Raw genomic sequence first — 24,035 nt, forward strand, 5'->3', positions numbered from 1 at the left:
CCGTGCGGGACATGCTGCTCATCGCCCTGTACGCGTCCGCCGGTGCGGCCGGCGCCGGACTCCTCGGCGCCGGCGTCCTGCACCTGTTGCGACGACGCTCGATCGCGGTGTCCCTGGCCGTGGTCGCGGCCGTCGCCGTCGGGGCGATGCTCGCCGGGACACTCGCCGTCGCCTGGGCGATGTTCCTGTCTTCCCACGACCTGAGCGTGGTCACCACCGTGGTCGCCGTGGCCACCGTCGTCTCCCTGGCCACCGCGCTCGCCCTGGGTCGCCGGGTCGTGCTCGACTCCCGCGCACTGGCCCGGGCCGCCCGCGACTTCGGTGAGGGCGGCACCTTCGTCCCGCCCAACCGCCCCGCGGCCGCCGAACTCGCCACACTGAGCGCGGAGTTGACGGCGACCAGCGCCCGCCTGGCCGCCTCCCGGGACCGCGAACGCGCCCTGGAGGAATCCCGCCGCGAACTCGTCGCCTGGATCTCGCACGACCTGCGCACCCCGCTCGCCGGCCTGCGGGCCATGTCCGAGGCTCTGGAGGACGGCGTCGCGGACGACCCTGCCCGCTACCACCGCCAGATCCGCACCGAGGTCGACCGCCTCAACACCATGGTCGGCGACCTCTTCGAACTCTCCCGCATCCACGCCGGCGTACTGGCCCTCGCCCCCTCCCGGGTGTCGGTCTACGACCTCGTGGACGACGCACTGGCCGGCGTCGGCCCGCTCGCCCGGGAACACCGGGTGCGCCTGGTGGGCGACCGCGTCGAAGCCGTCCCCATCGAAGTCGACAGCAAGGAGATGACCCGAGCGCTGGCCAACCTCCTGATGAACGCGATCCGCCACACCCCGGCCGACGGCACCGTGGCACTGGCCGCGGAACGCCGCGCCGACACCGTCGTGCTGTCCGTCACCGACGGCTGCGGCGGCATCCCCGAGACCGACCTGTCCAGGGTCTTCGACACGGGCTGGCGCGGTACGACGGCCCGTACGCCACCGGCCGGCGCCGGGCTGGGCCTGGCCATCGTCCGCGGCATCGTCGAGGCCCACGCCGGACGGGCCGCCGTCCACAACGTCGCGGGCGGCTGCCGCTTCGAGGTCACTCTCCCCGCCGCCCAGACCTGACCCGCCGCCGCGCTATCCGGCGGCCTCCTCGCCCACCGCCTGCGGCTCCGCGCCACGACCGGCCAGGTGCTCCTCGGCGGCCAGCGCCCACACCACCTCGCTCCCTCATCACATCGTTACTCCGGCACTGCGGGCACTCCGCCAGGCACTCCGCCAAAGCGTCAGCTCAGTGCGCCGATGAGCGCGGGGACGTCGGCGAACGCGGCGTCGGCCGGCTGCCCACAGACCTTGCCCGCCGTCTCCCCGGCGAAGCTGAACACCCCGACCAGTTCCGGGCCGCGTCGCCCCCAGGTGACCAGGGGGCTACCGCTGTCCCCGAAGCACATGGTGGTCCGGCCGCTGGGCAGATCGCGGGCACAGAAGACCGATGCCTCATCGACGACGGCTGGGGTCTGGGCGGCGCATTGGGCATGGGTCCGGACGGTCAGGTCGCCGCGGCGCAGCACATCGCCGCGGATCTCCTTACCGGGCTGGGACGGGTCCGGTGCGGCCGTGGTGCCGTGGCCGAAAATCGATACGGGGGTGCCCGGGGCCGGCCGGTGCTGGGCGAGGGGAAGGGGTGAGACGCCGGGTACCGGGGCACTGAGCCGGATTTCGGCCATGTCGTAGGCGGCCGACGACAGCTCCGGGGCGTGGGGATCGACGGGCGAGGGGAGCAGCTTGTACCGCGGGTGAAGGGTGACACCGCGGATGTCCCGAACGGTGCCGAGGTCCCGCGAGAGGACCGAGGAACCGATGTGCACCTCCGCCTTCCGGAAGTCCAGGCCGTCGAGACAGTGTGCGGCGGTGAGCACCCGGTCCGGGGCGATCAGCGCCCCGCCGCACGAGGCGCGGTTCAGGAAGGGGGCGTCGCCCTTGATCGCCAGTGTCGCCAGCCACGGTGCCGCACCCCGCTGCGGTAGCTGTGTGCCGCCCGACATGGCCTGCGCCGGACCGGCCGCGCCCAGCGCCGCGGTCACGCCGACCATGGCCGCGCCGAACGCCACCCCGGCACGCGCCCGCCGGCCCCGCCGCGCCTTCCGCCGACGGCCCGCCACATCCTGCGCGCTGACCACTTCGTTGCTCATGTCGCTCCCGTACTCGGCTGTGCCGGATCGATCTCTGCTGTCTGAACGTCATGTCTGAACGTCCATGTCTGAACGTCATGCCTGAACGTAGTAGCGGGAGTTGGCGGGCGTCGTCAGACCACGGTCGCGTCTGCCGTCATCCTGTAGACGCACCCACCCTGACTCTTCTCAGGGTGGGTGCCGAGCCAGTCCCGCCAGTCCCGCCCGTCTCAAGCGATCACGGAACCTCGACGAGCGCGAGCACGAGACCGAGCGTTCGCCATTTGCCTAATAGCTTTAGGCATGCGCATAATCAATACAGGCAAACGAAAGGGTGGACATGGCGGCGAGGGTAGGACTGACCACGGAACGCCTGACCCGGGCGGGAGCGGAGTTGGCCGACGAGGTCGGCTTCGAGCAGGTGACCGTCTCCGAGCTGGCCAGGCGGTTCGACGTCAAGGTCGCGAGCCTGTACTCGCACCTGAAGAACTCCCACGACCTCAAGACCAGGATCGCCCTCCTCGCCTTGGAAGAGCTCGCCGACCGGGCCGCGGAAGCCCTGGCCGGCCGGGCCGGCAAGGACGCTCTGACCGCCTTCGCGAACGTCTACCGCGACTACGCCCGGGAGCACCCCGGCCGCTACGCCGCGACCCAGTTCCGGCTCGCCCCGGAGGCGGCGGTCGCCAGCGCCGGCGTCCGGCACGCCCAGATGACGCGGGCGATCCTGCGCGGCTACGACCTGCCGGAACCGGAACAGACCCATGCGGTCCGGATGTTGGGCAGCGTCTTCCACGGCTACGTGAGCTTGGAGCTGGGGGGAGGGTTCAGCCACAGCGCCCCCGACTCGGAGGAAACGTGGTCACGCATCGTGGACGCCCTCGACGCCCTACTGCGGAACTGGCCCACGCCCTGATCGCCAGGGCCTGTCCGGTGGGTCATGGCCGGGTCCGCGGTCAGGCCCGCCGGAGCCGGCGGCGCCCCCGCGCCGCGCCGCCGCATCCGAACACACCCCGCCACACTTCGACGAACAGGTTGAGCCGATGAACGCCAAGCGCAACTGGATCACCACCCCGCTCACCGCCGACATCCTGCGCGGCGCCCTGGAGTTGGAGCGCACCGAGCGCGGAGTGCTCCCGCACCGGCTGCCCGCCCGGGCCCGCGCCCAGTGCGACGACGGGCAGCTCGCCATGGCCGAGTCCCAACCCTCCGGCGTACGGCTGGTCTTCCGCACCCGGGCCACCGCCATCGAACTGGACACGCTCCCCACCAAGCGGGTCTACGCCGGTGCCCCGCCCCGCCCCGACGGCGTCTACGACCTGCTCGTCGACGGCCGCCTGGCCGGCCAGGCAAGCGTGACCTGCGGCAACACCCTGACCATCGACATGGCCAAGGGGACCGCTCACCACGCGTCCGGCCCGAGCGGAACCCTCCGCTTCGCCGATCTGCCCGACGGCGTCAAGGGCATCGAGCTCTGGTTGCCGTACGACGAGACCACCGAACTCATCGCCCTGCGCACCGACGCCCCGATCGAGCCCGTGCCGAACCGGGGGCGCAAGGTGTGGCTGCACCACGGCAGTTCGATCAGTCACGGCACCAACGCGGCCAGTCCCACCACCATCTGGCCCGCACTCGCGGCCTCCCTGAGCGGTGTGGAACTGATCAACCTGGGTTTCGGTGGCAGTGCCCTGCTCGACCCGTTCACCGCCCGAGCCCTGCGTGACACCCCCGCGGACCTGATCAGCATCAAGATCGGCATCAACCTGGTCAACGCCGACCTGATGCGCATGCGCGCCTTCACCCCCGCCGTCCACGGCTTCCTCGACACCATCCGCGAGGGGCATCCCGCCGCGCCACTACTGGTCATCTCGCCCATCCTGTGCCCCATCCACGAGGACACCCCCGGCCCCAGCGCCCCGGACTTCGCCGCCCTCAGCGCCGGACGCCTGCGGTTCCGGGCCACGGGCGATCCGACGGAGCGCGCGAGCGGAAAGCTGACCCTCACCGGCATCCGGGACGAACTGGCCCGGATCGTGCAGCAGCGGGCGGCCGAAGACCCCAACCTGCACTACCTCGACGGCCGCGACCTCTATGGTCGGTCCGACTCCGCCGAGCTGCCCCTGCCTGACGAACTCCACCCGGACGCCGCCACGCACCGCCGGATGGGCGAACGCTTCGCCAAACTGGCCTTCACTGCCAACGGCCCCTTCGCCGACCACGGCGCCTGAGACCGGACCCGCCCACGCCATCCACGCCCGGCCGCAGGACCCCGCATCGGCCGTTGAGTCGCAAGTCCTCACCCGCGCGGTGCGTCCTTGAGGTTACGACCGCGCCTCGGCCGGGTGCTCCTGCTCGGTCTCGGTCGGGAAGAGGATCGGGCTGAGCAGGTACGGTGCGCGGTCCGCCGCCGGCTGGTTGGCGAGCCGTGGTGCCAGGACCGTGAGCAACTCACCGCTCAGCTCGGCGAGTTCGTCCGGGCTGAGCCAGAACGTGCCCTGGCGGTAGGAGACCCCGTCGGCAACCGGGTCGGCGCCGTCGCGGTCGAGGTACGCGTTGAATTCCGCGATCAGCACGGCCATGGCGGCGACGAAGCCCCGCCGGTGGTCGTCCAGCGACATCGCTGCGGCCGCGTCGGCGTCGACGACGGGTCGGTTCGGACGCAGCCGGTAGTGCCGCTCGACGGCACCCCGCACCCGGTGTTCCTCGGCGACCTCCAGGAAGTCCGCCTCGACCAGCAGACCGACCTGCCGGTACATGGTCACCTTCGGGACCTCGGGCATGCGCTCACACAGCTGCGCGGTGGTCAGCATCCGGCCGCCGGAGAGCGCGTGCACCACGCGCAGGCGCACCGGGTGGAGAAGCAGTTCGGTGATGTCCATGGCTCTACTGTTCCACGAGCGATACCATTATCTAAATTGGAAATGTAAGCCTGTGGGAGGGGAACATGCGCCGGGAAACGGGGCGGGCAGTACAGGTCAACGGCCGGACCGTGCACGTCGAGGAGTCCGGAGAGGGGCCGGACTGGGTGGTCTTCGAAGCGGGCCAGGGTCTGGGACGTACCAGCTGGGACGCGGTGCTGCCGCTCCTGACGGATCGCGCACGGCTGGTCGCCTACGACCGGGCCGGCTTCGGCCGCAGCGGCCGGACGGCTGCGCCCCTGAGTATCGACGACCTGGCCGCGGACCTGGTCGCCATGGTCGAGGCGGTCGTCCCCGAGCGGTTCGTGCTCGTCGCGCACAGCATGGGCGGGCTGGTCGCGCGCCGCGCGGTGGAGAGCCTGGAACCACGACTCCGCGGGCTCCTGCTGGTCGATCCGACCCCGGAGAGCGCGCCGGTCTACGACACGTTCGACCAGACCGTGGCGAAGGTGGACCGCGCACTGAGCCTGACCCAGCAGCTGGTCCGTTTCCGCCCGCTGGCCCGGATGGCCAGCGGGAACATCCGCCGGGTCTTCCCCGCGGACACCTACGCGACCATGCTCGCCGAAGACTTCGTCCCCGACGGCATCGCCCAGACCCGGAAGGAGTTGCAGGCCGTCGCCGCAGCCATCCCGCAATTCCGCGCCGCACCGCCCGCGCTCCCCACCTGCCCCACCGTCCTGCTCTCGGCGTCCCGCCCCGCCAAGGGCCGGGCCCAACAGCACGTCGTCCTTGCCGAGCACCAGCGAGGTTGGATCGACACCCTGCCGGACGGACGGTTCGAAGAGGTCGACTCCGGCCACTTCGTCCAGGCCGAGCGGCCAGGCACCGTCGCGGACCGGGTCGGACACCTCCTCGACCGGGTCCCGGACCGACCCGGACCGGCAGCCTAACGGCCCGCACCCCCTTCGACGTATGCGAGCGGGCCGGCGAGACGGACGGACAGCAGGGGCGCGTGTGGGCCGCCACCCGCAAGCAACTCCCAGCGCTACAACGGCAGTTATCGCGGACCTCGGGCGTGCGCAACACCAGCCACCGCCCCAGTCACAACGGGGCATTGCCCAGGTTTCCACGGCCCACCACCCCAGTCACTGCGGTCCACCGGCCCAAGTCACCATGGGCCACTGCCCCATGCCACTACGGGTACCGTCCGCGTAACTGCGTGCCGGAGTGTCGGCGGGCGTCAACGCTCGCTCAGTACCGCCCGGATCACGTATCGGGCGTTGTGTGCCATCGCCGGGTTCGTCCGCCGGTAGTACGGCAGCGCGATCAGCGCCTGAGAGAGCGTGCGCGCCCGGCCTCGATTCCAGGTCGCGTCGTCCACGCCGAGCGTCGCACGGAAGACCTGCCTGGCCTCGGCCGGCAGCAGATTCCACGCCGGGAACAGGTCGCAGGCCGGATCGCCCACCCCCATGCACCCAAAGTCGATCACTGACGTCAGCCTGCCACCGTCCACCAGGAGATTGCCCGGCATCAGATCGGCATGCAGCCACACCGGTGGGCCGTCCCACTCCGGAGCCCGCAGTGCGTCCTCCCAAACGGCCAGCGCGGCAGCACAGTCGACGCCCTCCTGTGGGATCCCGCGCAGGTCCTCGATCGCCGCCCGGGTCGCCGCGTCGAGCGAGGAGATCACCCCTCCTCGGTGGGCCGCCGGCGCGTCTGGCAGGGTGATGCTCCGCATCGCCGCCACGAACGCGGCCAGATCCTCGGCCAGCCGCACCGCCCCGCTCAGCGCCCCTGCCTGCGGGACTCCCCCCACCAGCCATCCGTACACCGACCACGGCGACGGATACCCCTCGGCCGGCTGTCCGGCCCCGAGCACCTCCGGGATCGCCGCGGGCAGCCGGGACGCGAGGCGTGGCAGCCACTCCTGCTCCCTCACGACGTCCTCGGCTCCGCCCTGCGTCAACGGCAGTCGTACGACCATGCCGTCGCCCAACCGGTACATGGCATTGACCGTGCCACCGGACGGGATCCGCTCCACCGCCAACTCCGCCCACTGCGGGAACTGCCCGGAGACCAGACGCCGTACGAGGTCGTCGTCGATGGGGTACATGCCCGGATGCATCTGCCCTGCGCTCATGACGCACCATCCGATCGCCGGCCGTCGGCGGGTGTCAAACACTTTTCCGGCGGGGACGGCATCCCGCAGGCGGCGCAGGCGGCGCAGGCGGCGGGTGCGCGAGGCAGCGTCGGGACGTGGGCGGCCCGCGGTGTGTACCCCGGTCGAAGTGGCCCATCCGACACCCGAGTTGCAGGCCGGGTCGCTTTCGAGGTGTCGCAAGTCATCGATCCGTAGGGCAGCCCCGTGCCAGGATCACCGGCATACGAGCCCGACCCACCGGGATCGACCAGGCACGGGCCTGGTGGGTCTCACCCGCGTACCAGGAGATCGCCCCGCTGCGCTCGCGGCACATCAAGGGCGACATCATTCCCCGGGGTGATCAGCCGGCCCGCCGGCAGCGGGCGGGGGCGAGGACCGGGCTCAGTCGGCGTCGCGAGGCGCGATGTACCGGTCCAGGTGCCAGTCACGGCCGTTCGGGCTCTCCTCGCTCATGGCCAGTGCGATGCCGTACAGGTTGTAGACAGCCTCCGCGGCGTCGACGTCGCCGCCGACGGACGCGAACTCCCCGTCCACGACGCGCTGGACGAACGCCGGCTTGAAGACTTTCGCCAGTACGCGGCGGGCGGCGGTGTGGGTGGCGGGCTGGTCGGTGATGGCCTTGAGAGTGTGCGCCAGGCGCTGATCACGGGCGAGCCAGTCCCGATAGGCGGCGCCGCCGGCGGACTTGTGGAAGTAGAGCAGGTCCTTGTCGGTGCGGGTGGGCCCGATGAGCGGCTTCAGCGCCGGGTCGGTCCGGGTGAGGGTGTCGGTGAAGACGCTGCCGCTGCCGACGGCGCGACCCTGTCCGGAGCTGACGACGTCGATCGGCTCGTGGTCCTCGACGATCGTCGCGAGCAGCTGCGGCAGCCGTTGCGTCATCCGTACGGCCGTGCCTCGGAGTTCCCCCTCGCCACGTCCGCTGAGGTTGCCGTATCCGACCTTTTCCATCGCGGCGAGGAGGGCACGCACCTTCGGCCCGAACTCCTACCCGAGGACGGTGAGTTGGCCGCTCTTGCGGGCCTGGTCCCACAGACGGAGGATCAGGTCGCCGTCCTTGCTGTCGGTGGCGGCGCCGGATCCGTGACGGGAGACGTTCTCCGTGAACACGGGGACGAAGCCGTGCGGGGCCGGCTGGTAGGTCCCTGGATCCTGTCGGGGCTCGTAGGACGCCTTGGTGCTGTAGCTGTAGCCGTGGTTGCGGATGTGGTCGTGGGGGATGGGCTTGGCGGCGTCGGGCGTGGCCTGAGCGGGCACGGAGGTGGCGAGCAGGGCGCACAGTCCGAGGGCGAGGGCAGGCGTGGTGCGTCTCATGGGTTCATGATTTTCGTCGGAGGCGAATGCGGGTGGCCGGGAGGTGGCTCGGTGGACGTACCGTGCCAGCGTCCGCGGCAACCGGTCGCGCCCCTCGACGGGAGGACGGTCCGAAGCTCGCTCCGCACTGCCCGTCAACGGTCGTGCCGGGCCGGGTCGGTCAGGTGGCGGCGGCCTTGGACGGTGTGGCGGCGTGGTGGCGGTATTCGGCGGAGTTGTGCGCCGAGAAGATCTGGACGCGGCCGCCATGGTCGCGGGCCAGTTCACGCAGCCGCTGCTGGTTGTGCAGCCGCGCTCGTTTCTCGGTCTGCATCATCGACTCGAACAGGGCGAGCGCGGGCGGGCAGTGCGGTCGGACCGGGTCGAGTTCGCCGGGGTGGAAGTAGGCGTCGCCGGCATGCAGCAACCAGCCGTCGCCCGTGTCGATGGCGACCCCGGCGTGACCGCGGGTGTGGCCGGCGAGTGGGACGAGCGGGATCTCCGGCGGCAGGCCGTCCAGTTCGCGGACGGCTTCGAGGCCCAACCACGGCTCGCCGCCGCCCGCGTGGGGCGCCCACTTCGGCTGGTGCGCGAATTGGGCTGCCCGGTACCGGCTGCGGTCGAGCGTGGTGCGGGGCTGCTCAGCCGCGCGGAGTTCCTCGGCGTAGACGTGCACGGTCGCCTGGGGGAAGTCCACCAGCCCGCCGGCGTGGTCGAGATCGAGGTGGGTGAGGACGATGTGCCGCACATCGCCCGGGTCGAATCCCAGCCGCGCGATCTGCCGGACGACTGGCTGCTCGGCGTCGATGTCCGGGCTGCTCACCCGCAGGAACCGCCGGCCGAGCCACTCCTCGGGACGATGGGTGGCCTGGGTGCCGAACCCGGTCTCGACGAGGACCAGGCCCGTATCGGTTTCCAGCAACAGACAGTGGCAGACCATCTCGGCGCGCCGAAACAGCCCTGCCTCGCCGTCGAGGAGTCGACCGCCGAGCGGACGGAGGGTGCCGCCGTTCAAGTGGTGGACGCGCATCAGGAAAGCTCCTTCTCGACCGTGGCGTACAGATGGTCGGCGACCGCGTGCAACGGCGCGGGGTCGTGACTGGCCTTCGCCAGCAGCAGGCCACCCTCGATCGACGCGAGCACAACGGTTGCCAGGGCGCCCGCCCGCTCCGCGGCCAGCCCCTGCTCGGTGAAGAATCCGGCGAGCAGCTCGCGCCAGGAGTCGTAACCCTCGGCGCATGCCTGCCGGATCTGTTCGCTGTCCGCCGCGGCGTCCAGCGTGACGGCCGCGAGTGGGCAGCCACGCTGGAAACCGGACCCGGTCAGCGCGCCGATCAGGAGATCCACGACCGCGCGGACCGCACTCACCGCGTCCGGAGCCTCCGCGACGACCTCCCGCAGCACCTCGCAGAGTTGGCTGCCGGACATCCGGAGCGCCTCGGCGGCCAGTTGTTCCTTGCCGCCCGGGAAATGGAAGTACAGCGATCCCTTCGGGGCCCCGCTGGTGGTGACCACCTGGTTGAGGCCGGTGGCGTGATAACCCTGCGTGTGAAAGAGCTCGGCAGCGGACTCAAGCATCCGCCGCCGGGTGTCAGTTCGGCGAGCCATGCCCGTCACGCTAACCCAACTATGACGACCGGTCTAGTGATTACGGGTCCGTAGAAGGAGTCGTCCGCCCCTCGCTCCGCCGCCCGGCCGGCGATGTCACGGCGTCAGAACGAGCCGTCCCCGCAGGCGCCTTCGGCCAGTCGCTCGTGTTCCTCAGTGGCGCGATCCGGCGGCAGCCCGTCCGCGACGCGCAAGGACAGCGGCCCGCGTTCGGCCAGGGAGGAAAGCCCCCGCGGGAACCCAGGTAGGGCCGGCTCTCCTCGGCACAGATCACCCATCCGCGAAGATGTCTGCCGTCGCGCGACGATGGGCCTGCGGGGGAGGGCGGGAGGTTCAACTTCCGTTGTGTGTTTATTTGGTGACGGAGAATCAACGAACCGAGACGGTTACTCGCACCCGAGCCCCCGGTCGTGCCGCGGGCAGCCGCAACTTCGCTCGGCCAGACCCGCCCGCGACCACCACGACGGCCGGGCCGGCCCCGGTGACGGTTACGTGCACTCCGTGGGGGAAGGCCCTGGTCGGTAGGGACAGGAGTGTCCAGGCGCGCCGTGTCGTGCGGTTCGCGGTCAAGGTGAGGGTGTAGGTCCGCGTGGCCGGGGCGTAGGACTCGGCGCCGGGGATGCCCGCCACCGCGGGCGCGTACGGGGCGAAGGCCGGTTCCTTTCCGGGGGCGGGGCTGCCGTCGCGGTCGTAGGCGCAGTAGCCGCCGCCGCTGTCCGCGCGGCAGTCGTACCACAGCGCCCATCCCGAGGCGAAGCCGTCCATGGAGACTATTTGACGCCGTATCAGCTCTGCGTTGCCGGGCGTGCGGGCCTGCGGCGGGCCCCATTCGCCGACCAGTACCGGGAGCCGGTGGGCGGTGGGGTAGCGGCCGATGGCGGCTTCGTACCGCTCGATGAAGCGCCCCGAGGGGTCCCAGTCGGCGCCCGATTCTACGGCGGTGTCGTAGTAGTGCGGGGCGTAGCCCAACCGCGCCGCGCCGGGCCGCGGGTCGTGGAAGCCGGGCAGGCTGGTGGGGACGCCCTGGCCGACCAGGACGGTGGGTTCGACGAAGAGCCACGCGTCGGGGTCGGCGGAGCGGACGGCGCCGATCAACCGCCGGTACATGGCCGCCAACCGCCCGCGCTCCAGGGCGGCGGAAGCACGGATCTGGTCGTCGGGTTTGGTCGGATCGCCGGGAACCGGTCCGAAGGGCTCGTTGAACAGGTCGTAGCCCAACAACGAGCGGTGTCCCCGCAGAGCGGCCGCGACCTTGGCGTAGGCGGCCTGCTGGGCGGCGCGCAGGTCGGGGTCGTCGTACAGGTGGGTGAAGGCGGCCTGGACGGCGGGCTGGAAGTAGTCCGCGAACCAGTCGTCGGGGTTGGGGTGGAAGGGCAGTCCGTCGGTGCGGGTGGCCCAGGCGGGGATGCCGTTGTGGCCGAACGCCGGCCCGAAGGCGTCCTGGTGCCAGTCGATCAGGACCAGCACCCGGTAGCGGTCGGCCCAGCCCAGCACCCGGTCGAGGTAGCGCAGGTAGCCGGAGTCGTAGCGGCCGCGGTGCGGTTCGACCTTCTCCCATTGGATGTTGAGCCGCACGAGGTCGAAGCCGTCGCCGGCCAACTGGGCGATGTGCTCCTCGGTCACCGTGTCGGTCTTGCCGAGGTTGAGCCCGCGCGGTCGCAGGACCCGGCCGTCCCGATCGGCGAAGAACGTACGGCCGTCGGGCCCGGTGACGGTGCCGGAGGGGACGGCCCAGGCGGCTGCCCGCCCGTTCCGCGCGGCCAACGGCGCGGACCAGGTGACTGTCCGCGCGGCCGCTGCCGGCTCCGTGGCAGGGCCGGCAACCATGACCGCACACAGCATCGCCAGTCCGAGGGCAAGGGGTAGGACGGCGCGGCGCAGACGCATGACAGCCTCCCGTTGGCAGGGACTTGACGTCTGGTCAGATCAGTAAGCCGACGCCCGCCGCTGGGATTCTGCGCCACGCAAGACGCAGAAGGAAGGGATGTGGCGGGGCACTCCTGTGAGCTGAATCTGACACACCGTAGGAATCGGGGAGTTTCTTCCGATCCCTCCGGTCGTCTCAGCGGAGAAGTGGGAAGCACGGGGAGCGGGCTTCTGCTGGCGGCTCGTCGGACGGGCGGTCACTTCGGTGTCGCGTGAGGCCGCTCCCGCCCGGCGCTTCGACGATCATCCGCATGGTCGCCGGAGCGCCGGGCCTGTTCGCACGTGGCACTGTGCCTGTGGGGCGACGACGACGCACACCCGCCCGGTGGCGTCAGTCCAGCGCGGCGCCGCTCGTCTCGGGGGCCCACAGCAGGGACACCAGGGCGCCGATCAGGAGGATCACGGCCAGGGCGATCATGGTCGGTGCGAAGCCGAAACTGCTCAGGCTGACCGGGAGGAGGAAGGTTCCGATGGCCGAGCCGACGCGGCTCATGCCGTTGAGCAGGCCGACGCCGGAACTGCGCAGTTGCGTGGGGAAGAGCTCGGGCGGGTAGACCTGGTCGAGGTTGGTGGCCGCGGCCATGGTGAAGGTGAAGACCAGGAACAGCGGGAAGAGGACCGCGGCCGGGGCGTCCGGCCAGATGCCCATGGGTGCCAGGGACGCGGCGAGCACGGCGAAGGAGCCGATGGTCAGCCGGCGCCGGGTCAGCCTGGCCACGCACCACAGCCCGGCGACACCGCCCAGCAACAGGAACAGGTTGAGCAGCGCCTCGCTGAGGAATCCCTGGCCGTCCAGGCTGATCTTGACGAGGACGAGCGGGAGGAAGGTGTAGATCGCGAAGTACGGGATCACCTGGCAGTTGTAGAAGAGGACGCCGAACGCCGTGTTCTTCCAGTGCTGCCGGCCGAAGAGCGCCCGGTAGGGAGCCGGCTTCCGCTCGCTGCGCTGCTGTGCGACGAAGGCTTCGAAGTCGACCTGGCCGCCCACGTGCCGGGCGATGACCTGGCGAGCCTCGTCGATCCGGCCCTTGCCGATCAGCCAGCGCGGCGATTCCGGCGTGCCGATCCGCAACAGGAGCACGACGATCGCGGGCAGGGCGCTGCTGGCCAGCAGCCAGCGCCAGGAGTCGCCGCCCAGGCCGACGAGGTACGTGCCGAAGAAGAAGGCGGCGATGTAGCCGACGGTCCACAAGACGGTCAGGGACGCCAGCAGGCCGCCTCGGTAGCGACGCGGTACGAACTCCGCGACGAGTGTGGGCCCGAGCGCGTAGTCGGCGCCGATGCCGAATCCGATCAGCAGCCGCAGGACGAACAGTTCGACGGGTCCGGAGACGAAGAACTGCAGGACGGAGGCGAGGGCGATGAGGAGGAAGTCGAGCATGTAGAGCCGCTGCCGGCCCATGCGGTCGGCGGCCCAACCGATGACGATGCTGCCGACGAAGACGCCGATGAGGGCGGAGGCGCCCATCAGGCCCTGCCACAGCGAGCCGAGGTGCATCTGCGGGGCCATCGCGGTCAACGCGATGCCGATGATGCCCAGTTGGTAGCCGTCGGAGAAGTTCGCCCCGAAGGTCAACGCGGTGATCTTGAGGTGGAAGCGGTTGAGCGGTACGTCGTCGAAGGAGGCGCCTTCCGAGGGTGGCGTCGGGCGGCCGGGGGTCTGCTCAGGGGGTTCTGTGAGGCTGGGCGTAACGGGGCGGAGCCTGTCTTCGGGCATGGCTGACGAGCTCTCCGTTCAGGGGGACGCAGGAGCCTTGCGGCCGCGGACGGGGTGGGACGGGCACAGTGTGCGGAGCCCCGAATGCGGTGGGTGGAGGCTCTTGCCAGCGTGACGAATGGAAGGTTTCATGCAGCCTGCGAGGTGAATAGCAGCTTGTCAAGAGGAGTCTTCATGCCGGACACCGCTCCCCTCCGTATCACCGGTACGGACCTCGGTTGCATCGACGTCGTGCACGCCGCGCGGCAACCCGCTCCAGTGGAGTTGGACGAGAAAGCGCTGAAGCGCGCTGAACGGGCCTACGAGATCGCCCGGGACAGCGGGGCCAAGCGCGCGGTGTACGGCAGAACCACCGGGGTCGGCGCCAACCGCCATGCCGTCGTCGACCAGGAGGCCGCAGACCAGCACGGATTGCGCTTGCTGCGCAGCCACGCGGGCGGCAGCGGCGAACGACTGCCCGACGACGTCGTACGCGGCGCGCTCCTCGTCCGGCTCAACCAGTTGGCGGCCGGCGGTAGCGGCGTGCACCCCCGACTGCTGCGGGCGCTCCAGGCCGCGCTGGACGCGGACGCACTGCCCTCCGTCCACGCCCGCGGCGCCCTCGGCACCGGCGACCTCACCACCCTCGCCGAGATCGCACTGACCCTGGCCGGCGAACTGCCGTACGCGGGACGGGCCCTGGACCCGGTCCCGATCAGCCCCGGTGACGCGCTCGCCTTCATCTCCAGCAACGCCGTCACCCTCACGCAGTCCGTACTGGCCTGGTACGACCTGCGGCAGCTGCTGCGCGCGAGCCATGCGGTCACCGCGCTGTCCTACTGCGCGCTCGGCGGCTCCCCCGAGGCGTATGCCGCAGCCGTGCACGAGGCCCGCCCGCACCCCGGCTCAGTGGCCTGCGCCGCCGCGATGCGCCGCCTCCTCGGACTGGACGAGGACGCCCCCGCGGGCCGCAGGCTCCAAGACCCCTTCGGACTGCGTGCCTACCCGCAAGTGCACGGGCCGGCCCTCGATGCCGCCGACACGCTCGAACGCGTCCTGACCATCGACATCAACGCCGCCGCCGAGAACCCGCTCATCGACATCGCACGCGAACAGATCCACCACCACGGCCAGTTCTCCACCGCCCCTCTCGCCCTCGCCCTGGACGGCCTGCGTGCCGCCCTCCACCACGCCGCCGAACTCTCGGCAGCCCGCCTGAGCGACCTGGTGGAACCGGACCTCACCAAGCTGACGCCGTTCCTCGCCTCGGGGCCTGCCGGCAGCTCCGGCATCATGATCCTCGAATACGTGGCGCACGACGCGCTCGCCCAACTCCGGCACGCCGCCGCCCCGGTCACCCTCGGCACGGCGGTGATCTCACGGGGCCTGGAGGACCACGCGAGCTTCTCCACCCACGCCGCGCGTTCCTCCGCCGCCGCGGCCGACGCCTACCGCACGGTCCTGGCCTGCGAACTGATCGGCGCAGTAAGGGCGTTGCGGCAGTCCGGCGCGCCTTTGCCGCCCGCGCCGGTCTCCCGCGCCTTCGCCGCCGCCGCGGACCGCCTGCCGTACATCGCCGAGGACCACACGCTCAGCAACGAGATCGCCGCCGCCGAACAACTGCTCGCGGAACTGGCCACGTACTGACCACCCCCACCGTGACGCGGCCGCACTCCTGCGCCGACCAGACCCGCGACGTGAGGATGGAGGATGAGCGTGACGTTCGCGACGTGTGGACGAGTGTGACGGTGGACGTCGGCATGGCGGAGCGGGCAACGCCCGGGACCCGCGGGAAGGACCCCTGGCCCCGCCAACGAATCCACTGACGGCCGCCACATGAGATCGGGCGGACCACCGCAACCGCTAGGCCCGGAAGGCCCGGTGCAGGAGTTCGCCGAACTCGGCGGGGTGCGTGGTCAGTCCGGTGTGTCCGCCGGGGAAGTGGAGGAGTTCCGTGCCAAGACGCTCGGCCAGGAAGGCGGCCGGACGGTAGGACAGCTCGCCGGGTGAGTCCTGACCGCAGGCGAGCACGAGTCGGTCCGACAGTGCCGCCAGCCGGTGGATGTCCGGGGCGTAGGACATGAAGCCGGGGACGATGCGCCCGACGAAGTACGGCAGGTTGGCCATCGTCTGCTCGGCTCGCGCCGCTGCCTGCGGCGGGAGCTTGACCTCGGCCTTCGGCTCCGTGGTGTCGCCGTCCTTCTTCAGACCCGCGGCGAAGACGGCCATCGCCGGCATGAGCCCCTGGGTGCGGAAAGTCTCCTGAACGCGTGCGATGAGCACGCGGTGTTCGGCGGCGTCCGGGAGGACCTCAACCACCGGGGGCTCGTGCACCACGACGCGTTCGACGCGTTCGGGATGGGCGGTGAGCAGGTGCAGCGCGGCGATCGCACCCGAGCTCGCGCCGAACACCCGGGCCGGCGCACCGGGCGACAACAGTTCAAGCATGCGGAACGCGTCATCGGCGTGCTCGGCCACGTGCTGCTCGGCCTCGGGGTCGTCCAGCGTGCTGCGGGACATGCCGCGCGGGTCGTAGGTGGCAACGGTGTATGCGGCGGCCAGATCGTCGACGACGCCGTCGAAGGAGGCCGCGCCGCCCGTCCCTCCGGGGATCAGCAGCAGGAGCGGTCCCCGGCCGCGTACTTCGTAGTGCAGGGTCGCGCCGTTGACGCGCAGGTTGCCGATGGTCGGGTCGGTCATGAGGATGCTCCTTCTCCGGACGGGGGCCAGTGCTCCAGGAGGGCGTGCAGGGCGTCGAGGGCACGGAGCCAGGAGCGCTGCGCTGGACGCTCGTGCGCGAATCCGCCCGCGGCCTCCAAGGCGACGAACCCGTGGAACGTGCTGCGCAGCAACCGGACCGTGTCGGTTAGGTCGGGCTCGGCCAGTCCGTAGCCGCGGAGCATGCCGTAGCTCAACTCGACCGCGCGCCGCGGTCCGGGCGCCTTCGCAACCAGCTCGGGGTCGATCTGGATCGGGGTCTGCGTCGCCGTGTAGCGGCCCGGATGCTCGCGGGCGTACTCCCGCCAGGCGTTCGCAAACGCCACCAGCGCGTCCTTGCCCGCCCGCCCCGCGGTCGCCTCCGCGATACGGATGGTCTTCTCGTCCGCCGCCAGCAGCGCGATCCGTCCGCGCAGATCCTCCAGGCTGCGGACATGCGTGTAGAGGCTCGCGTCCTTCACACCCAGCCGTCGCGCGACCTGAGACATGGTCACGTGGTCGAGCCCGACCTCGTCCGCCAACTCGGCGCCCGCGATCGTCACCCGCTCCGCCGTCAGTCCGGCCCGCACCATGCGCCCTCCTTACGTTTCCTAGGGGCCCTAGTTTTATCCTAGGGCTCCTAGGAATGGCAAGCGCATAGTGCATGCACGGGAAGATGGCGTCCGGGTCTGCCTTCACGCCCACGCCGCAGGCCGCGCCACGGCAGCCGCCAGCCAGGCCGGGCGGGCTTATGGCTACTCGACCGGCCATGTCGAGGACGCCGCACACGCCTTCAGTTAGCGCCGCCCGTTCGTGCAGCGACACATGGCCGACGTGCTCAATTGCGACGCATCACCCGAGCGGGCGATGCGGGGAAGCGAGGCGAGACGTAGGTTCGCGTTCACATTCGGGGCAAATGGGACGACCGGAAGGGCGTACTTCATGAGCGACGACATCCTGCAGACCACGCTGGAGGCGCGGTATCAGCACTCCTTCGGTCGGCTCGCCGGCTATCTGCCGGAGAGCCGAGCCGCGGTCGACGAGTGGCAGGCGGAGCTCGTCCAGAAGGTCGCGGACTACGAAGAGGAATTCAGCCCCGCGGTCCAGGCGTTGGCCGACCTGATCGAGCTGGACGGGACCGTCAGACAGTACGTGACCGAGATGATCGAACAGGTCCCGTCGGACCAGCGGAGCGTCACCGACATTCCACAGCTGCTGAACTGTCTCAACTACATCACCGGGACGGCCCCGGAGTACAACCCGGACAAGGCCAAGCGGATCGCTTTCCCGATGTCCGCCCTCTTCGTGCACATGATGGAGACGAATGCGGGCGAGGTCGCCTTCCGCCTCCAGCCGTTCAACAACGCACTCAGGGAGATCCTTTCGGAGTGGTGCGGCTATCTGGACAGTCAGAAGAGCCGCTCGGTCCTCAACAGGAGCGAGTTCGGCTGGCTTTCCCCGGCCGCCTGGAAGGAGTTCAACCTCGACGACTTCGTCATTCCCAAGCCCGATCAGCCCGACGGCGGCTTCGCGTCCTACAACGCCTTCTTCCACCGCGAGATCAAGGAGGAATGCCGCCCGGTGGATCCGATGCCGGATGCCATCGTCGCGCCCAACGACGGCCAGGTATGGACGTACAAGCAGGTCACCTCGCCGAACGACCGGTTCTGGCTCAAGGCCCAGCCGTACTCGCTGACGGACATGGTGCGCGGGCGTGAGCGCGCGGAACCGTTCGTCGGAGGTTATGTATTCCAGTCGTTCCTCTCGGGTGCCGACTATCACCGGTGGCGCTCGCCGGTCAACGGCACCGTCACACACATGGAGCTCATCCCCGGGCTGATGTTCAGCGAGACCGTCCGGCCGGACAAGGACGCGGGTGTCCTGTCTCAGGGATACGAGGCATCGGTCAACACCCGCGGACTGGTCTTCATCGACAGCGACTTCGGCAAGAAGGTCTGCCTCATGCCGATCGGGATCACGGAGATCTCCTCGGTCGTTCTCAGAACCGATCTCATCGGAAAGCCGGTCAGCAAGGGCGATGAGCTCGGCATGTTCAGCTACGGCGGTTCCAGCATGTGCGTGCTCTTCGAGAAGGGCCTGATCAACGAATTCACCGTGCGGAACAACGACCCCATCGAGCATCCCTGGGGTGGGGACCCGATCCGGGTCAATGCTCAGATCGCGAGCGGGAACCTGTTGTGAGGGCACGTATCACTCACCACACACGCCAGACAGTCGATGCGCCATGTGCGCGGGCACGAGCCGGCGGGGAAGTGCTGGTTGATGCGCCAGATCGTGTGGTCAAGGCGTCCCGCTCATAGAGGGGGCCGGGGCAGGTGATTTCGTTTGTTTCCTGGCCGGGCCTGGCCTCGCCCGGTCCGGTCGGTGAAGGCCGCCGGTGCCCCGTACCGCCTCAGCGACGGTGGCGGCACCGGCCTGCCGATCATCGGCTGCGCGGCGACTATTCTCCGGGGCTCCTACGCGCCCGTAGCTCTTCGACATAGGCGTCGACCTGCTGCCGGTCGTATCCCCGCCGGGCCACGTCGAACGCCGGCGGTTCGGCCGGCGGCCCTGCCGGGGACAGTCGCTCGACGTACGCATCGACCTGCTTGCGGTCATAACCGCGCCGCACCAGGGAGAACCCGAAACGGCCGTCCGGGCTCCCTATCTTACTCACTGCCTTGCGCGAGAACACCGTGCGCAACCCCCATCCGTTCCCGTCTGATCTCTTCCTGACGGAAGGAAAAGTACCCCTGCGCACCGACACTTCGGAACGGCCGTCAGGGCGAGGAACATGCCGACCTGGGCGTTCTCGATGCGTCCTGCTGTGCCGGTGTACTGCCGCTGTACCCCTGCCGAGGAGCGGCTCCTCTTCAGGAAGCCGGCCTCGTCGACAACGAGAACGCCGTCGTCGGCACAGAGGTGTTCGGCGGCATAGGCGCGCAAGTCGTCGCGGACAGCATCGGCGTACCAACGGGCGTAGGGCAGTAGACGTTGCATCGGCCCGGGCTGCGTATGGCCCGTCTGTTCGGCCAACTGCCAACAGTTCTTCCGTTCGACGCTCGACAGCAGTCCAAGCAGGTAAGCGCGGGCTGCGGCCCTGGGCTCAACTCGCCCGAATCTGCCCGCGATCCGGGCCATGACCTGGTCGAGTTTTGTGTCAGGAACACTAAGAGGAGCTAACAGAATGCTTGGACGCGTCGGTAGGCGATCACGCAGCAGGCCAGTTTGAGGAAGGCTTCGTGGACGTCGTCGCGGATCTCCCAACGGATCCGCAGTCGACGGAAGCCATGGATCCAGGCATTCGTGCGCTCAACGACCCAGCGGACGGTGCCGAGCCCGGAACCATGCGGCACGCCGCGTCGTGCGATGACCGGCTTGATCCCACGTTTCCACAGCAGGCGGCGGTACTTGTCGAAGTCGTAGCCGCGGTCGGCGAACAGCTGCCGCGGCCGGTGACGAGGTCTGCCGGTGCGTCCCTTGATGTGGGGTATCGCGTCGAGCAGGGGCAGCAGCTGGGTGACATCGTGCCGGTTGCCGCCGGTGAGCGTGATGGCCAGCGGGGTGCCATGGGCATCAGTGATCACGTGGTGCTTCGAGCCCGGTCTGGCACGGTCGACCGGGCTCGGGCCGGTTTTGGGCCGCCCTGACGTGCCTGCCGGTGCGAGCCGTCGATCACCGCCCGCGACCAGTCCAGCTTCCCCGCCTGGTGCAGCTCGGTCAGCAACACCTGGTGGAGTCGGTCCCACACCCCGGCCTCGTTCCAGTCCCGCAGCCGGCGCCAGCACGTCATAACTGAGCCGAAGCTGAGCTCCTGTGGCAGCCACTCCCATTGGATACCGGTATGCAGCACGAACAGAATCCCCTGTAGACACCGCCGGTCGTCCAACGGCAGACGCCCAGCGTTGCGGAATCTGCGCTCACGCACTGGCAACAGAGGCTCGAACCGCCCCCACAAGTCATCCGTTACCACCCACGGCGGATGCTTCCCCTTCCCCATGACCTACCCAACGAGCCACCAAAGACCCAGGCATGGCCACACAGAGGCTTTCTGTTAGCTCCTCTAAGCGTGCTGGCAGGCGTCGAGGGAGGCCGGAATCGGTCATGCCGCTCCGGCCGGAATCGCCGACGCTTCTCTGAGGTGCCGCGCGTGTGCGGACAGAATTTCCGCAGCTCAGGAGTAGTCCCGGGCGCTGTAGCTGCTGCAACATACGTAGTGCGCGAGGATGACGCATCCTCGTGCTCCCGCGGTCGAATCGTTTCCAGCATGATCCATATATAGAAGCAAGTCGCCGTGTTTTATGGGGAAACAGACAACTTGGGCTTGTCTGTGGGGAGGACCGGTATCCGGGCCATAGGGCGCTGTCGTCCCCGCTGCCTGGCACCACTGCGGCCCGCGGCCCACGCGAATCCCCCAACCAACGGCCGCCCGTTTGCCCAGGTCAGACCCTATGAGCGAGCCTTTCTCGGAAGACGACGCGGCTTCCCCACGCGATAGCCGGAGGGAGAGGGCAGGTTTCAGACCGGGGTGACCTTCCCCGCCAGCTGCGCGACCGTCAGACCACGCCCCTGCCGCCAGGCCGCATCCGGCGTCGGCCTTTTGGGCGACCTTCGCACCGTGGTGGCCTGCTGTGGCGGGCGCCCGTTGTTCCGCGGGTTCTCGGTATTTGCTGCCGGCGGTGTGCTGGTTGCGGGATGGTCGTGGTGTGCCCGCAATCCAGGTGGGTTCGGGGCTGAGGTGCGGTAGCGCGAAGGGATGCGGGAGATGCGGGAAGACGAGTCGTACAAGACGGATGAGTTCGGGGAGTCGCACGCGGGCCGGGTCGGCGTGCTGCTGGAGGACCGGAGCGTCCCCGAGCCGGTCTACTTCGGCTCAGCCTCTGGAAGTTTTGCACAGCAGAGCACGCACTGGTCCGTGTACGACGGCCGCCGCTTCCACGGGCGGCGTGCGCATGTGCTGCGTGGGGTCTGTGCGTGCGGTTGGACCGGTACGGAGTATCCGCTCGACTGGGAGCGGATCGGCGATATCCCCTTGCGCGAAGATGAGGAGGCGAACAAGGCCGCAAACCAGTGCCTGATGGACTGGGACAAACACATCGAGCAAGTGGAAGCGTCGACCGTCACGATCCCTGAGGAAATCATCGAACTGCTGGACAGGACGGAACTCGCGCTCACCCAACTCACGACCAAGATGCCCGCCGTGGCCCTCAAAGCCGCTCGCCGCCTGGAAATCCTCGCGAAGAACACTGGCTACCATGCCGCCACGCCGGTGCAACGGACGATGGAGCCAGAAGAAGTTGGTGAGGCCCTCGGCATTACTGCCGCCCAGGCCAAGAACCTCCTCGCCCGCTTCGCGCAGCGGCGGTAGCACCTCTGCCTGAGCAAACTGAGGAGTGGCTCGCCAGAATCTGGCCGGCGGCCCCTCAGATCCTCACGGAACACGCAGAATTACTGCTCATCGGAGGGCGAGCTGGTGTTGGCGAGACGACGGTGAGGTGGGCGGTCTCGGCGCTGCTGCGCGCCACGGAGTCTCCCACGCGATCATCGAGGGTGACTTGATGGGGCAGGTGCATCCGGCACCCGAGGGGGATCCGCGCCGTGCGGGGATCGGTGCGCGCTCATGATCCACGGCACTCTACGCTGCTGCGGACCGACCGCGGAGTCGAGACGCGCGCGCCCGCGCCCGCGTCCGGCGCCCTCGCGCCATCCGCCAGACAACGGGAAGTGCACGATGAACGACATTCACGGAATCGCCGGGGTCCCCATGAGGTGGGTGGGACCACTGAGAATTTCGGGAAACATCGCAACCGCGGAGACCGAAGTCCCGCTCGCCACCTACGAGTCACCGCTGTGGCCTTCCGTGGGGCGCGGCGCAAAAATATCCCGGCAGACCGAGCGCGGTATCGTCGCCACCCTCGTCGACGACCGGATGACCCGCTCGGTGCTCGTCGAGGCCGAAGACGCACAGACCGCGTACGCAGCCGCGCGCCAGCTCGACGCGCAGTTCGACGTCTTGGGCAAGGTTGTGCGCGCCTGTAGCGGATTCGCCGAACTGGTCGGCATCCGGCACGAGATCACGGCCAACTTGTTGTTCATCCGGTTCGAGTTCACCACCGGCGACGCGTCCGGGCACAACATGGCGACGCTCGCGGCCGACGCGCTCTTGGAGCACATCCTGCACAACATTCCAGGACTTTCCTACGGATCGATTTCCGGAAACTACTGCACCGACAAGAAAGCGACCGCCGTCAACGGAATCCTGGGCCGTGGAAAGAACGTGGTAACCGAACTGCTCGTGCCGCGCTCGGTGGTTATCGACATGCTGCACACCACGGCCGCCAAAATAGCCGAGCTGAACGTGCGCAAGAACCTGATCGGAACGCTGCTCGCCGGTGGAATACGCTCGGCCAACGCGCACTACGCGAACATGCTGCTCGCCTTCTACCTGGCGACTGGCCAGGACGCGGCAAATATCGTCGAAGGCTCACAGGGTGTGACCGTGGCCGAAGACCGGGAGGGTGACCTCTATTTCTCGTGCACGTTGCCGAACCTGATCGTCGGCACGGTCGGCAACGGCAAGGATCTGGACTTCGTCGAGGCCAATCTGACGCGGCTCGGCTGCCGGGCCGAGCGGGAGCCAGGAGAGAACGCACGCCGACTCGCCGTCATCGCGGCCGCCACAGTGCTGTGCGGCGAACTCTCAACCCTGGCGGCGCTGACGAACCCGGGCGAACTCATGCGCGCGCACATCCACCTGGAACGCAAACAAGGTTACTGACTTTGTTGGCGTGATGTCGTGGCTGACAAGTGGTGGTTACCGCGGTAAGCCGGTTGCATGAGGTATCCGCAAGGTGGCGGGCTGACCGCGGAGCGACGCTCGTTTCGCGAGCACATCCGGGTGCAGGCAGCCGAGTTGTTCGCCCTAGGACACGACAATGCCGTGGTCGCCAGACAGTTACGTGTCAGCGTGAGGTCGGTGCAGCGGTGGCACCAGGCGTGGGAGCACGGCGGCACGTCGGCCTTGGAGTCGAAGGGGCCGGCGTCCAGGCCCAAACTGAGCGAGGCACTGTTCGAGGTGTTCGAGCAGGAGTTGGCCCGTGGGCCGGTGGCGCACGGCTGGCCGGACCAGACCTGGACGCTGGCGCGGATCAAGACCCTGATCGGGCGCCGGTTCCACAAGAGCATGACGCTGTCGGCGATCGCGCAGATGCTGCACCGGCACGGCTTCAGCCACCAGGTCCCGGCCCGCCGCGCGCTGGAGCGCAACGAGGAAGCCGTCACCGGCTGGGTGAAGGAGACCTGGCCACACGTGGAACCGTCGTGGCGGCGCTCGGGGCCTGGCTCTGCTTCGAAGACGAAGCCGGTTTCTCGATGACGCCGCCCACAACGCGCACCTGGGCCAGGCGCGGGCACACCCCGGTGATCAGGGTGCGGGGACGCTCCCAGCGCCGCTTCTCCATCGCTGCTCTGGCCTGCTACAAGCAAGGTGAACGCTCACGCCTGATCTACCGGCCCAAGCGGCACGTCGATCACAAGCGGGGCGGCAGACGCAGTTTCACCTGGACCGACTACCGCGACCTGCTGACCGCCGCCCACCAACAACTCAACGCTCCGATCGTGCTCGTCTGGGACAACCTC

Annotated in this window: 22 protein-coding genes and 3 pseudogenes; 11 read left to right on the top strand and 14 right to left on the bottom strand. The window is 69.4% G+C overall.

The features are described from left to right. The first annotated feature begins 2 nt into the window (after positions 1–2). Positions 3–1,115 carry a sensor histidine kinase gene (locus tag ACO0M4_RS17060; RefSeq protein ID WP_430371422.1) on the top strand — a complete coding sequence of 371 codons (1,113 nt, stop codon included), beginning with the start codon at positions 3–5 and terminating at the stop codon, positions 1,113–1,115. Between the two features lie 161 nt (positions 1,116–1,276). Here ACO0M4_RS17060 and ACO0M4_RS17065 read toward each other — a convergent pair whose 3' ends face one another. After that, complete coding sequence (locus ACO0M4_RS17065; protein WP_430371129.1) at positions 1,277–2,182, bottom strand: S1 family peptidase; 906 nt, start codon at positions 2,180–2,182, stop codon at positions 1,277–1,279. 319 nt (positions 2,183–2,501) lie between these two features. Here ACO0M4_RS17065 and ACO0M4_RS17070 point away from each other — a divergent pair, with 319 nt between their 5' ends. Both ACO0M4_RS17070 and ACO0M4_RS17075 read left to right on the top strand, forming a co-directional pair. After that, a complete protein-coding gene (locus ACO0M4_RS17070; protein ID WP_430371131.1) occupies positions 2,502–3,074 on the top strand; it encodes a TetR/AcrR family transcriptional regulator in 573 nt (190 codons plus the stop codon). 127 nt (positions 3,075–3,201) lie between these two features. Then, positions 3,202–4,386: a GDSL-type esterase/lipase family protein gene (locus tag ACO0M4_RS17075; RefSeq protein ID WP_430371132.1), complete on the top strand. Its 1,185-nt coding sequence runs from the start codon at positions 3,202–3,204 to the stop codon at positions 4,384–4,386. A 93-nt stretch (positions 4,387–4,479) separates the two neighbouring features. On the opposite strand, the gene ACO0M4_RS17080 is transcribed toward ACO0M4_RS17075, so the two are convergent. After that, a complete protein-coding gene (locus ACO0M4_RS17080; protein ID WP_430371133.1) occupies positions 4,480–5,037 on the bottom strand; it encodes a helix-turn-helix domain-containing protein in 558 nt (185 codons plus the stop codon). Between the two features lie 65 nt (positions 5,038–5,102). Between ACO0M4_RS17080 and ACO0M4_RS17085 the strand changes: the two genes are divergently transcribed. After that, positions 5,103–5,969, top strand: a complete 867-nt coding sequence (locus ACO0M4_RS17085) for an alpha/beta fold hydrolase (RefSeq protein WP_430371134.1) — start codon at positions 5,103–5,105, stop codon at positions 5,967–5,969. Positions 5,970–6,259: 290 nt separating this feature from the next. On the opposite strand, the gene ACO0M4_RS17090 is transcribed toward ACO0M4_RS17085, so the two are convergent. Then, positions 6,260–7,159 (bottom strand): aminoglycoside phosphotransferase family protein, encoded by a 900-nt coding sequence (locus tag ACO0M4_RS17090; protein ID WP_430371135.1) that lies wholly within the window; start codon positions 7,157–7,159, stop codon positions 6,260–6,262. A 260-nt stretch (positions 7,160–7,419) separates the two neighbouring features. Between ACO0M4_RS17090 and ACO0M4_RS17095 the strand changes: the two are divergent. After that, positions 7,420–7,545 (top strand): annotated as a pseudogene (locus tag ACO0M4_RS17095) (DUF1330 domain-containing protein); the annotation flags it as partial. Positions 7,546–7,561: 16 nt separating this feature from the next. On the opposite strand, the gene ACO0M4_RS17100 reads toward ACO0M4_RS17095, so the two are convergent. The 6 genes from ACO0M4_RS17100 to ACO0M4_RS17125 all read right to left on the bottom strand — a co-directional run bounded on the left by ACO0M4_RS17100 (position 7,562) and on the right by ACO0M4_RS17125 (position 13,721). Further along, complete coding sequence (locus ACO0M4_RS17100; protein WP_430371136.1) at positions 7,562–8,149, bottom strand: hypothetical protein; 588 nt, start codon at positions 8,147–8,149, stop codon at positions 7,562–7,564. Positions 8,150–8,164: 15 nt separating this feature from the next. Further along, positions 8,165–8,491, bottom strand: a complete 327-nt coding sequence (locus ACO0M4_RS17105; RefSeq protein WP_430371137.1) for a hypothetical protein — start codon at positions 8,489–8,491, stop codon at positions 8,165–8,167. A 160-nt stretch (positions 8,492–8,651) separates the two neighbouring features. Beyond that, positions 8,652–9,500: an MBL fold metallo-hydrolase gene (locus ACO0M4_RS17110; RefSeq protein ID WP_430371138.1), complete on the bottom strand. Its 849-nt coding sequence runs from the start codon at positions 9,498–9,500 to the stop codon at positions 8,652–8,654. Next, positions 9,500–10,078 (bottom strand): TetR/AcrR family transcriptional regulator, encoded by a 579-nt coding sequence (locus tag ACO0M4_RS17115; protein ID WP_430371140.1) that lies wholly within the window; start codon positions 10,076–10,078, stop codon positions 9,500–9,502. Before ACO0M4_RS17115 ends, ACO0M4_RS17110 begins: the two co-directional genes overlap by 1 nt. 369 nt (positions 10,079–10,447) lie before the next feature. Next, the gene (locus tag ACO0M4_RS17120; protein ID WP_430371141.1) at positions 10,448–11,965 is read right to left on the bottom strand and encodes a cellulase family glycosylhydrolase; all 1,518 of its coding nucleotides are present in this window, start codon (positions 11,963–11,965) and stop codon (positions 10,448–10,450) included. A 370-nt stretch (positions 11,966–12,335) separates the two neighbouring features. Next, the gene (locus tag ACO0M4_RS17125; RefSeq protein WP_430371143.1) at positions 12,336–13,721 is read right to left on the bottom strand and encodes an MFS transporter; all 1,386 of its coding nucleotides are present in this window, start codon (positions 13,719–13,721) and stop codon (positions 12,336–12,338) included. 174 nt (positions 13,722–13,895) lie between these two features. Between ACO0M4_RS17125 and ACO0M4_RS17130 the strand changes: the two genes are divergently transcribed. Beyond that, positions 13,896–15,347, top strand: a complete 1,452-nt coding sequence (locus ACO0M4_RS17130) for an aromatic amino acid ammonia-lyase (RefSeq protein ID WP_430371145.1) — start codon at positions 13,896–13,898, stop codon at positions 15,345–15,347. Between the two features lie 216 nt (positions 15,348–15,563). On the opposite strand, the gene ACO0M4_RS17135 is transcribed toward ACO0M4_RS17130, so the two are convergent. Further along, on the bottom strand, positions 15,564–16,400 hold the full coding sequence (locus tag ACO0M4_RS17135; RefSeq protein ID WP_430371147.1) for an alpha/beta fold hydrolase: 837 nt from the start codon (positions 16,398–16,400) through the stop codon (positions 15,564–15,566). Then, on the bottom strand, positions 16,397–16,990 hold the full coding sequence (locus ACO0M4_RS17140; protein ID WP_430371149.1) for a TetR/AcrR family transcriptional regulator: 594 nt from the start codon (positions 16,988–16,990) through the stop codon (positions 16,397–16,399). Before ACO0M4_RS17140 ends, ACO0M4_RS17135 begins: the two co-directional genes overlap by 4 nt. 349 nt (positions 16,991–17,339) lie before the next feature. On the opposite strand from ACO0M4_RS17140, the gene ACO0M4_RS17145 reads away from it, so the two are divergent. Continuing rightward, a complete protein-coding gene (locus ACO0M4_RS17145; protein ID WP_430371151.1) occupies positions 17,340–18,599 on the top strand; it encodes a phophatidylserine decarboxylase associated domain-containing protein in 1,260 nt (419 codons plus the stop codon). Positions 18,600–18,858: 259 nt separating this feature from the next. On the opposite strand, the gene ACO0M4_RS17150 is transcribed toward ACO0M4_RS17145, so the two are convergent. The 3 genes from ACO0M4_RS17150 to ACO0M4_RS17160 all read right to left on the bottom strand — a co-directional run bounded on the left by ACO0M4_RS17150 (position 18,859) and on the right by ACO0M4_RS17160 (position 20,397). After that, positions 18,859–19,074: a DivIVA domain-containing protein gene (locus ACO0M4_RS17150; RefSeq protein ID WP_430371153.1), complete on the bottom strand. Its 216-nt coding sequence runs from the start codon at positions 19,072–19,074 to the stop codon at positions 18,859–18,861. Then, a complete protein-coding gene (locus tag ACO0M4_RS17155) occupies positions 19,071–19,538 on the bottom strand; it encodes a transposase (protein WP_430371154.1) in 468 nt (155 codons plus the stop codon). The genes ACO0M4_RS17150 and ACO0M4_RS17155 overlap by 4 nt, the downstream gene beginning before the upstream one ends. A 38-nt stretch (positions 19,539–19,576) precedes the next feature. Then, a protein-coding gene (locus ACO0M4_RS17160; RefSeq protein ID WP_430371155.1) for an IS5 family transposase occupies positions 19,577–20,397 on the bottom strand; the annotation gives its coding sequence in 2 pieces (ribosomal slippage) (positions 19,577–20,037 and positions 20,037–20,397; 822 coding nt in all). 765 nt (positions 20,398–21,162) lie between these two features. Here ACO0M4_RS17160 and ACO0M4_RS17165 point away from each other — a divergent pair. The 4 genes and pseudogenes from ACO0M4_RS17165 to ACO0M4_RS17180 all read left to right on the top strand — a co-directional run. Then, on the top strand, positions 21,163–21,765 hold the full coding sequence (locus tag ACO0M4_RS17165) for a hypothetical protein (protein ID WP_430371157.1): 603 nt from the start codon (positions 21,163–21,165) through the stop codon (positions 21,763–21,765). 59 nt (positions 21,766–21,824) lie between these two features. Then, positions 21,825–22,006, top strand: a pseudogene (locus ACO0M4_RS17170) (hypothetical protein); the annotation flags it as partial. 122 nt (positions 22,007–22,128) lie between these two features. After that, positions 22,129–23,175 carry a hydroxymethylglutaryl-CoA reductase gene (locus tag ACO0M4_RS17175; RefSeq protein WP_430371158.1) on the top strand — a complete coding sequence of 349 codons (1,047 nt, stop codon included), beginning with the start codon at positions 22,129–22,131 and terminating at the stop codon, positions 23,173–23,175. 57 nt (positions 23,176–23,232) lie between these two features. Further along, positions 23,233–24,035 (top strand): annotated as a pseudogene (locus ACO0M4_RS17180) (winged helix-turn-helix domain-containing protein); the annotation flags it as partial.

It is taken from the genome of Streptomyces sp. RGM 3693 (assembly GCF_050471125.1).
GTDB lineage: Bacteria > Actinomycetota > Actinomycetes > Streptomycetales > Streptomycetaceae > Streptomyces.

Bases quoted from the DNA above. Each gene is read 5' to 3' on its own strand.
- ACO0M4_RS17065 (WP_430371129.1), bottom strand. From the start codon at position 2,182: ATGAGCAACGAAGTGGTCAGCGCGCAGGATGTGGCGGGCCGTCGGCGG.
- ACO0M4_RS17070 (WP_430371131.1), top strand. From the start codon at position 2,502: ATGGCGGCGAGGGTAGGACTGACCACGGAACGCCTGACCCGGGCGGGA.
- ACO0M4_RS17075 (WP_430371132.1), top strand. From the start codon at position 3,202: ATGAACGCCAAGCGCAACTGGATCACCACCCCGCTCACCGCCGACATC.
- ACO0M4_RS17080 (WP_430371133.1), bottom strand. From the start codon at position 5,037: ATGGACATCACCGAACTGCTTCTCCACCCGGTGCGCCTGCGCGTGGTG.
- ACO0M4_RS17085 (WP_430371134.1), top strand. From the start codon at position 5,103: ATGCGCCGGGAAACGGGGCGGGCAGTACAGGTCAACGGCCGGACCGTG.
- ACO0M4_RS17090 (WP_430371135.1), bottom strand. From the start codon at position 7,159: ATGAGCGCAGGGCAGATGCATCCGGGCATGTACCCCATCGACGACGAC.
- ACO0M4_RS17105 (WP_430371137.1), bottom strand. From the start codon at position 8,491: ATGAGACGCACCACGCCTGCCCTCGCCCTCGGACTGTGCGCCCTGCTC.
- ACO0M4_RS17110 (WP_430371138.1), bottom strand. From the start codon at position 9,500: ATGCGCGTCCACCACTTGAACGGCGGCACCCTCCGTCCGCTCGGCGGT.
- ACO0M4_RS17115 (WP_430371140.1), bottom strand. From the start codon at position 10,078: ATGGCTCGCCGAACTGACACCCGGCGGCGGATGCTTGAGTCCGCTGCC.
- ACO0M4_RS17120 (WP_430371141.1), bottom strand. From the start codon at position 11,965: ATGCGTCTGCGCCGCGCCGTCCTACCCCTTGCCCTCGGACTGGCGATG.
- ACO0M4_RS17125 (WP_430371143.1), bottom strand. From the start codon at position 13,721: ATGCCCGAAGACAGGCTCCGCCCCGTTACGCCCAGCCTCACAGAACCC.
- ACO0M4_RS17130 (WP_430371145.1), top strand. From the start codon at position 13,896: ATGCCGGACACCGCTCCCCTCCGTATCACCGGTACGGACCTCGGTTGC.
- ACO0M4_RS17135 (WP_430371147.1), bottom strand. From the start codon at position 16,400: ATGACCGACCCGACCATCGGCAACCTGCGCGTCAACGGCGCGACCCTG.
- ACO0M4_RS17140 (WP_430371149.1), bottom strand. From the start codon at position 16,990: ATGGTGCGGGCCGGACTGACGGCGGAGCGGGTGACGATCGCGGGCGCC.
- ACO0M4_RS17145 (WP_430371151.1), top strand. From the start codon at position 17,340: ATGAGCGACGACATCCTGCAGACCACGCTGGAGGCGCGGTATCAGCAC.
- ACO0M4_RS17155 (WP_430371154.1), bottom strand. From the start codon at position 19,538: ATGGCCCGGATCGCGGGCAGATTCGGGCGAGTTGAGCCCAGGGCCGCA.
- ACO0M4_RS17165 (WP_430371157.1), top strand. From the start codon at position 21,163: ATGCGGGAAGACGAGTCGTACAAGACGGATGAGTTCGGGGAGTCGCAC.
- ACO0M4_RS17175 (WP_430371158.1), top strand. From the start codon at position 22,129: ATGAACGACATTCACGGAATCGCCGGGGTCCCCATGAGGTGGGTGGGA.